The sequence below is a fragment of the Agarivorans sp. Alg241-V36 genome, from assembly GCF_900537085.1.
Classification (GTDB): domain Bacteria; phylum Pseudomonadota; class Gammaproteobacteria; order Enterobacterales; family Celerinatantimonadaceae; genus Agarivorans.
This window is the reverse complement of sequence record NZ_UNRE01000007.1, coordinates 72530-85351: the sequence shown is the minus strand read 5'-3', so window position 1 is coordinate 85351 and position 12822 is coordinate 72530. Positions and strand designations below refer to the sequence as shown.

Annotated in this window: 13 protein-coding genes; 9 read left to right on the top strand and 4 right to left on the bottom strand. The window is 45.7% G+C overall.

What is annotated here, in order from left to right:
- Window positions 1–11 precede the first annotated feature (11 nt).
- Window positions 12–1517, top strand: a complete 1506-nt coding sequence (locus tag G6R11_RS16380; RefSeq protein WP_163134147.1) for a Ppx/GppA phosphatase family protein — start codon at window positions 12–14, stop codon at window positions 1515–1517.
- An 84-nt stretch (window positions 1518–1601) separates the two neighbouring features.
- On the opposite strand, the gene G6R11_RS16375 is transcribed toward G6R11_RS16380, so the two are convergent.
- Entirely contained in the window at window positions 1602–2804 is a 1203-nt protein-coding gene (locus G6R11_RS16375; RefSeq protein WP_163134146.1) for an ammonium transporter, read from the bottom strand.
- Window positions 2805–3262: 458 nt separating this feature from the next.
- On the opposite strand from G6R11_RS16375, the gene G6R11_RS16370 reads away from it, so the two are divergent.
- From G6R11_RS16370 to G6R11_RS16340, 7 genes are all read left to right on the top strand, one after another.
- On the top strand, window positions 3263–3577 hold the full coding sequence (locus tag G6R11_RS16370; protein WP_163134145.1) for a DUF2007 domain-containing protein: 315 nt from the start codon (window positions 3263–3265) through the stop codon (window positions 3575–3577).
- Between the two features lie 96 nt (window positions 3578–3673).
- Window positions 3674–4354, top strand: coding sequence for a flagellin (locus G6R11_RS16365; protein ID WP_163134144.1), 681 nt, complete (start codon window positions 3674–3676; stop codon window positions 4352–4354).
- 70 nt (window positions 4355–4424) lie between these two features.
- The gene (locus tag G6R11_RS16360) at window positions 4425–4670 is read left to right on the top strand and encodes a YecH family metal-binding protein (RefSeq protein ID WP_163134143.1); all 246 of its coding nucleotides are present in this window, start codon (window positions 4425–4427) and stop codon (window positions 4668–4670) included.
- Window positions 4671–5012: 342 nt separating this feature from the next.
- Window positions 5013–6632 (top strand): methyl-accepting chemotaxis protein, encoded by a 1620-nt coding sequence (locus tag G6R11_RS16355; protein ID WP_163134142.1) that lies wholly within the window; start codon window positions 5013–5015, stop codon window positions 6630–6632.
- 30 nt (window positions 6633–6662) lie between these two features.
- Entirely contained in the window at window positions 6663–7847 is a 1185-nt protein-coding gene (locus tag G6R11_RS16350; protein ID WP_163134141.1) for a hypothetical protein, read from the top strand.
- A gap of 8 nt (window positions 7848–7855) precedes the next feature.
- Window positions 7856–8266, top strand: a complete 411-nt coding sequence (locus G6R11_RS16345; protein ID WP_163134140.1) for a phosphate ABC transporter substrate-binding protein — start codon at window positions 7856–7858, stop codon at window positions 8264–8266.
- A 90-nt stretch (window positions 8267–8356) separates the two neighbouring features.
- On the top strand, window positions 8357–8947 hold the full coding sequence (locus tag G6R11_RS16340; RefSeq protein ID WP_163134139.1) for a YhgN family NAAT transporter: 591 nt from the start codon (window positions 8357–8359) through the stop codon (window positions 8945–8947).
- Window positions 8948–9011: 64 nt separating this feature from the next.
- On the opposite strand, the gene G6R11_RS16335 is transcribed toward G6R11_RS16340, so the two are convergent.
- Genes G6R11_RS16335 through rsmD form a run of 3 tightly spaced genes read right to left on the bottom strand, consistent with a single transcriptional unit; the run spans window position 9012 to window position 11192 of the window.
- Window positions 9012–10304: a BamA/TamA family outer membrane protein gene (locus G6R11_RS16335; RefSeq protein ID WP_163134138.1), complete on the bottom strand. Its 1293-nt coding sequence runs from the start codon at window positions 10302–10304 to the stop codon at window positions 9012–9014.
- Window positions 10301–10567 (bottom strand): DUF1145 domain-containing protein, encoded by a 267-nt coding sequence (locus G6R11_RS16330; protein WP_163134137.1) that lies wholly within the window; start codon window positions 10565–10567, stop codon window positions 10301–10303. The genes G6R11_RS16335 and G6R11_RS16330 overlap by 4 nt, the downstream gene beginning before the upstream one ends.
- Before the next feature lie 10 nt (window positions 10568–10577).
- Window positions 10578–11192 (bottom strand): 16S rRNA (guanine(966)-N(2))-methyltransferase RsmD, encoded by a 615-nt coding sequence (gene rsmD, locus G6R11_RS16325; RefSeq protein WP_163134136.1) that lies wholly within the window; start codon window positions 11190–11192, stop codon window positions 10578–10580.
- A gap of 104 nt (window positions 11193–11296) precedes the next feature.
- Here rsmD and ftsY point away from each other — a divergent pair, with 104 nt between their 5' ends.
- On the top strand, window positions 11297–12814 hold the full coding sequence (gene ftsY / locus G6R11_RS16320) for a signal recognition particle-docking protein FtsY (RefSeq protein WP_163134135.1): 1518 nt from the start codon (window positions 11297–11299) through the stop codon (window positions 12812–12814).
- Window positions 12815–12822 lie beyond the last annotated feature (8 nt).

The following is a 12822-nucleotide window of genomic DNA, read 5'->3' as shown; positions in this document are numbered from 1 at the left end:
GAGGTTAGTTTATGTTCAATTTATCGCGTTTGTTGAGTCCTAAAACTCAACAGCTGGCAGCTCTGGATTTAGGCAGCAATAGTTTTCATTTAATTATTGCTGACTGGGAAGACGGCGAACTTAAAGTTCGCGATAAAGTGAAAGAAATGGTGCGTTTAGGTTGGGGTTTGCAAGATGACGGCAGCCTCGACGCCGCGGCTTGGAATCGCGCTCAAGCTTGCTTAGAGCGCTTTGGTGAGCGCCTCCGCGAATTTAAACCTGGCAGCGTAAGAGTTGTTGGCACCAAAACCCTGCGTAGTATTATTGACTCCAACGTATTCCTGCAAGCCGCCGAGCAGCGCCTTGGCCACCCTGTAGAAGTGATTTCCGGTGAAGAAGAAGCTCGCTTAATTTATCTAGGCGTAGCTCACTACATGGCGCCTACCAACGGCCCGCGTATGGTTATCGATATTGGCGGTGGCAGTACCGAGGTAACCCTTGGTGAAGGCATGGAGCTAAAGCTTAAAGAAAGCTTAGACATGGGCTGTGTGTCTATCACAAAACGTTTCTTTAAAAACGGCCGAGTGACCAAAAACCGCTTACTAAAAGCCAGTGTTTATTGTTCACAACAACTATTGCCAGTGGCCGATGACTTCTTAGAACATAGTTGGAATGAGTGTTTAGGGGCTTCTGGCACCATAAAGGCAGTGGCTAAAGTCTGTTTAGAAAACCAATTTTGCGACGGTGAAATTCAACTCAAAGGTTTAGACGCGATTATTGAGCGCTACCTTGAAGCCGGTGAATGCAACATACCCCTCAAGGGCTTATCGTTAGAGCGCCAGCCAGTGTTTTTGGGCGGGGTTGTGGTTTTGCAGGCGCTATTCCAAGCATTAAATATTGAAACCATGCACGCTGCTGAGTCGGCCCTGCGTGAAGGTTTGTTATATGAACTAAAAGGGCGCCTAGAGCATAGTGATATTCGCCCTGCTAGCGTGCAAAAACTGGCAGAGCGTTACCATGTTGATAACCAGTTTAGTGGTCGAGTAGATGCCACCTGCCAATTGTTGCTAAACCAAGTGGCAGAAACCTGGTCGCTAGATGAAGTAGAAACTACCAAACTGTTGAACTGGGCTTCTCAGTTGTTCTTAGTTGGCTTAGATGTGGCGCATAGTGATTACCATAAACACGGTGCTTACATTGTTGAACATGTGGATTTGGCCGGCTTTTCTCGCATCGAACAGCAGCAATTAGCCGCCTTGGTATTGGCTCATCGCAAGCGCATTCCCGTTAAACAATTTCCAATGGACAATGCAGATTTGCTTAAGGCCTGTTTGATCATTCGTTTGTCGGTGATTTTCAATCGCGGTAAGCGTCGTCAAACGTTGCCAGAACTGCAGTTTAGAGCAGCAGGACAACAAATGAGTTTATTGTTGGATCAAATCTGGTTGCAGAACAATCCACTAACTCGAGCAGATTTAGAAAACGAGCAACAGTACTTAAGTCAGATTGATTACAAGCTAGATATTATTGAGCTCTAAACAGCAAAATGCAGTTCAAGGTGAGCTTCACCAGAACTGCATGTTAGTTAGCGCAAAGCCCGCACTACTGTGTGGGCTTTTTTATTAACGGTCTTTGTTGGTAGCGCTAATTTTGTGAATCGCCAAGTCAGCGCCGTGGAATTCGTCTTCTTCAGAAAGACGCAAGCCAGCAACTTTATCTACGATGCCGTAAACAATCACTCCACCGATTAGAGCTACAGCGACACCAGCAAGGCTACCGATGATTTGGCTAATTAGCGATACGCCGCCTAAACCACCTAAAGCTTGGCTGCCAAAGATGCCAGCGGCAACACCGCCCCAAACACCACATAAGCCGTGAAGTGGCCAAACACCCAATACGTCATCGAGGTTAGAGCGCTGTTGTAACCAAGTGAATACCCAAACAAATAAGGCGCCAGCTACACCACCGGTCACCAACGCGCCAATGGGATGCATGAGATCTGAACCGGCACACACTGCTACTAGGCCAGCTAAAGGACCATTGTGAACAAAACCTGGGTCATTGCGGCCAACCACTAGCGCAACAATGGTTCCGCCAACCATTGCCATTAAGGTGTTCACTGCTACTAAGCCGCTAATACCATCCATAGTTTGCGCAGACATCACGTTAAAGCCGAACCAGCCAACGGTTAGTACCCAAGCACCTAAAGCTAAGAATGGAATGTTTGAAGGAGCAAATGCTACACCAGGTTTTCTGCCTTTACGTGCGCCAAGTACTTTAATCGCTACTAGCGCTAACCAGCCGCCCATGGCGTGCACCACTACCGAGCCCGCAAAGTCATGGAAGGCTGCGCCAAACTGCGCTTCTAACCAAGCTTGGAAGCCAAAGTTACCGTTCCAAATAATGCCTTCGAACACTGGATATACAAAGCCAACGATTAATGAGGAAGCAATTAAGAAAGGGTAGAACTTGCCACGTTCAGCGATCCCGCCAGAAACAATGGCCGGAATAGCAGCAGCAAAGGTAAGTAAGAAGAAGAACTTGACCAGCTCGTAGCCGTTGCCTTCTGCGAGTACTTCGGCACTATTAAAGAAGTGGCTGCCGTAGGCTAGGTAGTAGCCAATAACAAAGTAAGCTACGCCAGAAAACGCGAAATCTGTAATAATTTTAACCAAGGCATTTACTTGGTTTTTGTGGCGAACCGTACCTACTTCTAAAAAGGCAAAGCCTGCGTGCATGGCTAGTACCATTATGGCGCCTAGCAGAATGAATAAAGTGTTTGCGCTTTGAGACAATACGTCGATAGCGTCACTAATATTATCCATTAAAAATACTCCCTATATGTTTTCTTTTAATATTGCTTGCGCCAAAAGTAAGCAATTATTAGACCTTTTTTGTCGTTCGTAAAATAGAAAAGCACTAAGTTGATGCAATAAAAGACTTTTAACTTGATGATAACAATGGGTTTACAAATTTTGGCGCCAATCTGGTGCGTTTATTTGCTTGGTTTGTTTTTGGTTTGATCTAAGTTGGTGCGAGGATGTTTTATCTTGGTGCTTTGGGTGTGCTCGATAAATTAGCTTAAAGTGAAGCGGTGCTTAGAACTTATTCTGTCGTCGACAGAGAATCGCCTAGCGAGTTCATATTCAACAAATCAAGGCAGAAGTCGTGATCTTTGCGTGAGCTAATGAATAGTTCTGTTAGTTACTCTGGTCTTACTAAGGCAGAGTAAGACAGTTTTCCTATAATGAATTGAATCTTTGGAAAAAACATAGAGGTGGCAATGGGCCAATGGCATGAGTTTTATCGAGCGGCCAACTTTGTAGAAGCGCGATTACTGCAAGGAATGTTAAGTAAAATGGGCATTGAGAGCCGCGTTGATGGAGAGTACGCAATGGCTGCGGCGGGCGAACTTCCCATGGATGTAGTGCAAGTTACACTAATGGTGGAGCTCGCTCAGTGGGATAAAGCCAAGCAAGCGGTGAAAGAATATGAAGTAAACAGTGTAGCCGAATGGACTTGCGCAAAGTGCCAAGAAGTAAACCCAGGAAGTTTTGATTATTGCTGGTCTTGTGAGCAAGAAAAAAGCGCAAAATAACAGCCAAAAAGATGCGATTTTTAGCACTTAATGGTATGCTTAAAAAGTATACAGCTAGGATGGCTGCTCTAGTAAATGTTTTGTTGAGGATATCCAATGGCTATCAATCAGGTTTCAAGCTCAGTTTCTCCGTCCGATTTCTACATGGATCAAGCGAAGAAACGCCAAGAAGAACAAGATGAAAAACTTGCTTCAGGTAAGCGTATTAACACCGCTGCAGATGACCCTGCCGGCTTACAAATTTCTAATCGCTTAACCACTGGAATTAGCGAGCAAGAAGCCTATGCCAATATTTATCAAAACCAAGTTAGCCTAAATAACATCGAATCAGCCCAACTGCAGGGCACTACCGAACTCTTGCAACAAAACCAAACTTTGGTTGTGCAAAGTGGTAACGGTATATATAACTCAGATGATATCGCAGCCTTGCAAGCTCAGGTTGATGCTAATACCGCTGCTATTCCCAACGCCACCGATCTTGGCGTTGATAATGTAGACCTAAACGATCCCGCCACTGCGCAAGCTGCCCTGCAAGGTGCTCAGCAAACCACTGATGCTAATCAAGCGGAGCTAGGTGCATCTAGCAATGCTGCAGAGTCTGCTTATCGTTCAACTCAAGCAGCAATTGAGGCGCAAAGCGCCGCACGTTCTCGTATTTTAGATACTAACTATGCGCAATCTACCTCTCAGCAAGCGCAAAATGATGCCTTGTTGCAAAGCTCTATTCAGTCTTATCAACAACAATTGGCCTCCAAGAACGTTGAGAAGCTTATCTAGCTTGTTCTAACGCAACAAACAAACGGCGTGGCACTGGTAAAGTGGACGCCGTTTTTTAATGGAGGTCATAATGAGTCAATCGATTCACGGGCATCAAGTGATGCAGTTGATGTTAGAGCAAGGTGGGAGTTTTACTTCTGCTTCGCTAGAAGCACTAATGAAAGAAACCTTTGGCGAAAATAGCCAATACCATACTTGCAGTAAAAAAGAGATGAACGCGCAGCAGTTGATCGTGTTTTTGGCCGAACGCGGCAAGTTTATCGAAGCCAAGCAAGGCTTTACCACCGCTGAATCAAAGATCTGCTCTCACAAATAACACCTCCCATTTATGGGCCATTTCAGGCCCATTTCATATATAAACAACTATTAATTTAGTTATAGCTGATATTACTTGCTATTTATTGCTCCTCTAGTGTTTAATTCATCTTTCTTTGTTGTTTTTCCTACTTAGCTGGAATAAACATCTATAATTTCTTATGCACCTAGGCTTTTAGTCGGAATGGATTAAGTCGTTTAATCTAATATGATTTCTAACAATATTTAAACGTGTGTTTTAATTGTTGGGGGTTTGCTTAACATTTGAAATGTTGTTTAAACATTCAGTTAATGGTGCCGATACATAAGCTATCGATACTTGTATTTACATGGAGTGGTATAAATGGATTTGGCTAGACGTCTAAAAATAAGCCATAAGGTTGGGATCTTGGCGGCAATTGCTGTTGTTGGGTTTGCAATCTATTTGGTAAACAACATGAAGGTGCAGCAACAAAGCCAGTTCAATATTGAACAAATTAGAGATCAGTATTTCCCTGCCTTAGATATCGCAACTGTCGCGCAAAACACCCTATATAACGTAGACCAATTGCTGCAAACAGCGGTAACTACCGGTGAAGAAGAGTCATTGGAAGCGGCAGATGAGCAAAATCAGTTATTGAACGACAAACTCAATGAACTGATCCAAATCTTACCTAGTGCTAGGCAAGATGTAGAGCAACTACAAAACCTACAAAACAAATACTATGGTCAAGCTCGAGGCATAGCTATGAGCTTAGTCGATGGCAGTGCCGACTTTGCCACATTGCCTGCCAAAGCTGAGCGTTCCGCAGCCGTTCTGCAAGAGCTTACTCAAGGCTTAGCCAGCTTACGGGCAAATACCGAGAAGGCCTTTAACGAAACCATTGAAGGCACCATTGCTAGCTCTCAATCTGCGGTTACTACCGGGATTATTTTGGGTGTAGCCACGATTGTGGTGGTGATCTTTGTTGGCATTATGACCACTCGAAGTATTGTTAATTCCATCGCTCAAGTGACCTCGTCATTACGAGAAATAGCCGAAGGTGAAGGGGATCTTACTGTCCGGGTTGATTACGATGGCAAAGACGAAATTGCTACCTTAGTGCATTGGTTTAATCAGTTTATTAGTAAGATGCAAATTAGCATTGCTACAACTACCGAAACCGTACAAGCGCTGCAAGACGTATCAACCCGCTTGATGGAAACCAGCAAGCACACCGCCAGTAGTATCGAATCTCAAAACCACTCTGTTGACTCGGTGAGTGCGGCTATTCAGCAAATGACAGCCAGCGTACACCATATTGCTGATTTTGCTTCGCAGGCTTCTCAAGAAGCATCTTCGGCCAATACCACTGCCCAAGAGGGCAACCTAGTGGTAGAAAACACCATTTCGGTAATCAATCACTTGGCAGAAGAAGTGAATGGTACCGCCCAAGCGATTAACCAATTGGAATCTTACACAAGCAATGTAGGTGTAATTTTGGATGCTATTCGCGGTATTGCTGAACAAACCAACTTGTTGGCCTTAAACGCAGCGATTGAAGCGGCGCGCGCTGGTGAGCAAGGGCGCGGCTTTGCCGTGGTAGCCGATGAGGTTAGAACGCTAGCATCACGTACCCAAGATTCAACTCAAGAAATTCAGCAAGTACTAGAAGAGCTACAAAAAGGTTCGGGCTCGGCGGTAGAAGCAATGAACCGCGGTATAGAGCAAGCCGGTCGAAGTGTTGAACAGTCAGCTCAAGCGGGTAAATCTTTGATGGATATTACTGGCAAAGTTGAATCGATTCACGCGGTAAACGAGCAAATTGCAGCAGCAACAGAAGAACAAACTAAGACTTCGGATCTGATTCACAATAGCGTGAATGACATCCAACAAATATCTCTCGCAGTGGCGAAAAGTTCTAGTGAAATAGACAACGTAAGCGAGGATGTAAGGCAGGTAACTCAGCGCTTAAGCGAAGTTATTAGCCAATTTAAAGTGTAAATAAAAACTATAAATGAAAGGAGATGCCCCATGGATTTAAGGGCGTGGCAGGCGTTACCAATATGCTTATTGAGTGGCGCAGTAATGGCAGACGAAGCTCTCGAGCAACGAGTTAATGATCTCGAGCAAGAGGTGCAGGTTCTACGTGAACAAAATCAAGAGAGTGCCTTTGATAGAATCAGCTTTAATGGTTTCTACAGCGTGGGCATCAATCAGGCAAACAATAACCTAGGTTATGCAGGATCTACCGATGAGTATGATTTTAACAATCTTACTTTAGTCGGTTTACAGGGTGATTTTGCCTTAGCCGATAGCACTAGTGTAACGGTGCAGTTAGTGGCGCGAGGTGAAGATGACTTCAGCCCAGAGGTTGAATGGGCTTATCTAAAACACACTTTTGATAACTACATTACAGTGCGCGGCGGTAAATTACGCCTACCAATGTACATGTACTCAGATTACCTAGAAGTAGGTTACGCCCAGCCTTGGGCCCGTCCACCTGAAGAGGTTTATGGTTTTGTACCATTTAACTCCTTTGTTGGTGTTGATGGCAGCTACGATTTTGAGTTTGATAACTCAACCCTAACTCTGCAAGGCTTTTGGGGCCAATCTGAAGAAGATGGCACAAGCTACGACGATATCTTGGGTGCCAACCTTACTTGGGCGATTGATGATTTCACCGTTCGAGCAGTTTACGGTGTTACTAAAATTACCGTTGATCCAACTAATCAGCCTGATGCACAGGTATTGGCTGATAAAAACAAATCTGACTTCTTAGGTGCGGGCTTCAGCTACGATAATGGGTCTTTACTGGTAGTGTCAGAGGTGACTCGCGCCACTGTTGAAGGGCAGTATTCTGATGTAGATTCTGGCTACTTAACCTTGGGCTACCGTTTTGGTAAAGCGATGCCTTACGGCACAGTAGCGGGCATGAAAACCCAAGATGACGATGAACGTGAGGGCAAGTTTGTTTGTGTGTCTGATTGTTTGACAGGTTCTCCAGGTTTGCTGCCAACGTCGCACATCTATGACGGTAAACGCACCTCGTATTCTTTAGGTTTACGTTACGATTTACTGTCTAACCTAGCGGTGAAATTTGATGCAACTCTAGTAAATGGTTTTGGTGATACTAACGGTTTACTTGAAAGCAAAGTTGCTGGAGCTACAGAAGATAGCACCACGGTTTACAGCATCGTATTTGACGGCGTATTTTAGGAGGAGTCATGAAAAATCTTTTATTGGCTCTTTCTTTGAGCATATTTAGCTTAAGTAGTTTGGCTGCACCAGTGGTTATTGCTAACCCAGCAGGCCCTGATGCTTTATCAAAAGCAGAAGTGAAAAAACTGTTTTTAGGCAAACTTAAAAAGTTACCTAACGGTACTCCACCAGTGGTTATCGAGTATAAAGAAGGCGACGCACTACGTGCTAGCTTTCACGATGCAGCTACCGGAAAAAGTGAAGCGCAACTGCAGGCTTATTGGTCTAAGTTAATCTTCACCGGTAAAGCTAAGCCACCTAAAACGGCAGCGTCTCCATCGGTTGCAGTATCGGAAGTGGCGGGTAACGCAGCGGCTGTTGCTTACGTTGATGAAGCCGACGTAACCGATGCGGTAAAAGTCGTTTACAAACCGTAAATAAAGCTAAGCTATAAGAGAGTCAGGGTGTTATGCTCTGGCTCTTTTTTATTTCTTAGACAAAATTGTCGTTAGTTAGTGAGTTAGCCAATGGATATGTTATCAGCAGCAGTGATGTTGTTTTTGATTATGGATCCGCTAGGAAACCTGCCGGTATTCCTTAGCATGGTCAAGCATCTTGAGCCAAAACGTCGGCGAATAGTATTACTGCGAGAGTTAGTATTTGCCCTTACCGTTATGTTTGCCTTTTTGTTTGCTGGCGAGCAGATTTTAGGCTTTTTAAACCTTCGCCAAGAAGCGGTGAGTATTGCTGGCGGGGTGATTCTTTTCCTCATTGCCTTAAAAATGATTTTCCCTCAGCCTGGTGGAGTCGCTGGCTTAGCCGCAGGCGAAGAACCGTTTTTAGTGCCTATGGCAATCCCGATGATCGCTGGCCCGTCAGTATTGGCTTCACTGATGCTGTTAGCAAATCAAGATGGAAGCCGAATGCTCGATTGGTCCTTAGCCCTATTGATGGCTTGGGGAATTAGCGTAGTTATCTTCTTATTTAGCGGTGTAATATTAAGGCTGTTAGGCGAGAAAGGCTTAAAAGCGATGGAGCGCTTAATGGGAATGCTGCTGATTATGCTAGCTGTGCAAATGTTCCTTGATGGCATCGCCGACTATTGGCAGTCGCTATAGGCTGCACCAAAAGGCTGCGGATTACTGGCTAACACAAGTAATCCGCACAGTTTAGCTAAGCTGACTAAAAAGGGTGGTTGATACCCAAACGAAAGATACTGTCATCGCCACTGGTGGCGAAATCACCACGCAATACAATCCCTTCTAACATTACCCTTAGGCTACCGCCAACACTGTACTTCATGTCTTTATGCAGTGTCGATAAGTTGTATTCATCGGCTACTCGGCCTATTTCGGCAAAGGCGACCCAATACCAAGCCGGCACGTTAAACCAGTTCACGATAGGCACTTTAGGAAGCGGATTCCAATTCGGGGTAAAGCGATATTCCGCCGAGTAGTAGATCATTGAGCGATCATGATAACGGGCGGTTTCGTAACCTTTTAGTCGGTCCATGCCGCCTAAACGTGAGCCGGCAAACCAAGCAGGCCGATGGAATTGCTGCTCTCCATTATTGTAAGAACTGTGATTCCAAGTAGGGGTGTCAGAGGTGGCCATGCCAAAGGCTAGCACTTGGCTTTGTGCCCACGAGGTTTGTGGCAGGCTGATGTACTTAGCCGCCGAAAACTCCCACATTGTCCAAGAAGGGCGTTCGCTATCTCCCCAATCGCGGCTTACATTGAGTTTTTGTCGGCTGCCTGCGGTAGGGTTTTGATGATAATTTCGGTTATCGTATTCCAGCTCAAGGGTTAGACCCGCTGAGGTATTTGATTGCTGCAGCTGATTATATTCACCAACATCTTGCTTCCAATAAAAAGGCTCTAACTGAATGATGGTGCGTCCACTGGTTAGTGGATTCCATTCTTTAGCACCGGCTTCATAGCCTTCCATTACCTCGCCACGTTTTACTCTAAAGGTATGTACTGCCGAGTCTTTTCCGTGACCTAAGGGCAACAAATAGCGAAATCTAAAGCGGTACTCTTGACCTTGGCTATGGGTGTAAACGCGGTTGTTTTGGCTTGAATCGTTACTGCCCGCTCGCTCGCCTGGGTAATCTTGATTACCGTTAATATATTGTGGGTCGCGAGTGAAGTTGGTTTGATAAAGGGTGGTATCAAAAAATATTCGGTCGGCAAAAGGCATTTGGTAGTCACCGCTATACAAAAAGCCCATCCAGCTGTTGTTGCTGGTTACAGTGGCCGTAGCCACCAAGCTAGAACTAGGTTGAATATGCCCAGCTGCGCCAACGCCAACGCCTACACCCCACTGTAAGTTTTCAGTGTAATAAGCGTAAGGCAATACTTGAGTCCATGCGCCGCTACGTTGATGTTTTGCATCATCAATAACCGTTACGCTCATTGCCCAGCTAGGCAAGCTTAGCAAGCAAATACTTGCCAATAACAGGCGGCTAGCAATCAAGAATCTTTTCCTGTCATACGTTTGTGAATCTGCCACATAGCAAAAAAGCCGAAAAACAAAATTTGCAGGTTATCGCCTTTCTTTAATACGCCTGCTTCAACTAAAGTGCCGCGTATCGACAAGAGCTGCACCCCATGTAGCAGCAACAAAAATCCACCTACTAGTGGCAAAATCCAATTGTAGGGAGGAACAAAGATCATTGGACTAAGCAGCATAGCTAACCACATGGCAGCCATAAAAAGTTTGCCAATTTTTATGAACATAATAGGGCTCTTAAGTTAATTGATATAAACGGTAGCTAACTTGGCCTGCTTGCTTTTCTTTAATGCAGTGCCAGTTAGCGGGTAACTCTGGTTCGTTGGCTTCATTCTCGAACTCAAGGTATACCAGCGCATCGGCTTTAAGCCAGCCATTGTCATTGAGCATGGCGCAGCTTGGCGCGAGAAGGTCGCAGCGAAATGGTGGGTCAATAAATACAATGTCATAGGCTTCACTAGGCGTTTGCTTTAGCCATTGCAAAGCATCTTGGTTGATAAGTTTTGCTTGCTCGCTGCCTAGGTCCAATACTTGCAAATTGGCCTTAAGTTGCTTGGCCGCTTGCGGGTCTTTTTCCACAAAGGTGGTGAAGCTGGCAAAACGAGATAAAGCCTCAAAGCCCAAGCTGCCACTTCCTGCGAAAAGATCTAAACAGTGGCTATTGTGTAAATAGGGGCTTAACCAGTTAAATACGGTTTCTTTAACTCTATCAGTAGTGGGGCGTAAGCCTTGGCTATTCAGCACCTTGAGCTTGCGCCCGCGCCATTGGCCGGCGATTATTCGTACCTGACCGCTGCCATTATTCGATTTGTTGCTTTGATTTGAATGTTTTCTTGAGGAAAGCCGTGCCATTTACTTAGACCATTGAGAAACTGTGATAATATTCGAGCAATATTGATTGGACCTTGGCATTGTAACAGCCAACGTCGTTTACAGGTAAAAAAGGTTTTGCAGTAATGGCAAAAAAGAAGGGCCTATTCTCTTGGTTTGGCCGAAAAAAAGATGATGAGCAACAACAACCAAGCGATCCCAGCACAGAACAGCAAGATACTCAGCAGGCTGAACTAGACGCCAAAGCAGAACGAGAAGCCCAAGCCGAACGAGAAGCCCAAGCCGAACGAGAAGCTCAAGCCGAACGCGAAGCCCAAGCCGAGCGCGAAGCTCAAGCCGAACGAGAAGCCCAAGCAGAGCGAGAAGCTCAAGCAGAACGCGAAGCCCAAGCAGAACGAGAAGCCCAAGCAGAACGAGAAGCCCAAGCAGAGCGCGAAGCCCAAGCAGAACGAGAAGCTCAAGCCGAGCGAGAAGCGCAAGCTGAGCGAGAAGCTCAAGCCGAGCGAGAAGCGCAAGCAGAACGCGAAGCCCAAGCAGAACGCGAAGCCCAAGCTGAACGAGAGGCTCAAGCAGAACGAGAAGCCCAAGCCGAGCGAGAAGCGCAGGCTGAGGCTGAGCTAGCGGCTCAAGCCGAACAAGAGGCCGAACAAGACACTGAGCAAGAAGCAGAACAAGCCGCATCTTCAGACGCCGCAGAACCGGTGAAAAAAATGGGCCTATTCGCCCGTTTGCGTGCCGGTTTAAGGCGCACCCGTAAAAACTTTGGTTGGGGATTCTTCTCTCTGTTTAAAGGGAGAAAGATCGACGACGATCTGTTCGAAGAACTCGAAGAACAGTTATTGGTGGCAGATGTCGGCGTAGATACCACCCTAAAAATTATCGAAAACCTCACTAGCCACGTTAAACGCAGTGAGCTAAAAGACGGTGAAGCACTTTACCAGCAGTTAAAGCTAGATATGGCCAGCATGCTTAATCAGGCAGAAGCGCCTTTAGATCTAGACAATAGCGACGGCCCCTTTGTTATCTTAATGGTTGGGGTAAACGGCGTAGGTAAAACCACCACCATTGGTAAACTTGCCAAACAATACCAAAGCCAAGGTAAATCGGTAATGTTAGCTGCTGGCGATACTTTCCGTGCCGCGGCGGTAGAGCAGCTGCAAGTTTGGGGTGAGCGTAACAAGATCCCGGTGATTGCCCAGCACACTGGCGCCGACAGCGCATCGGTAATTTTCGATGCATTTCAAGCAGCTAAGTCACGAAATGTAGATGTATTGATTGCCGATACCGCAGGTCGCTTGCAAAATAAAGCGCACTTAATGGAAGAGTTGAAAAAAATTGTTCGAGTTATGAAGAAGCTCGACGATGCTGCTCCTCATGAAATTATGCTAACCATTGATGCCAGCACCGGCCAAAACGCCATTAGCCAAGCTAATTTGTTTAACCAAGCGGTAGGGCTAACGGGGCTAACGCTTACTAAGTTAGACGGCACCGCTAAGGGCGGGGTGATTTTCGCTCTAGCCGACAAATTTGCTTTGCCAATTCGTTATATTGGTGTGGGTGAAGGCATTGATGATTTACGTGAGTTTGAGTCACAACCCTTTGTTGATGCGCTCTTTAGCAACGAAGAGAGTGAAGAAGCTTAGTTAAAGGC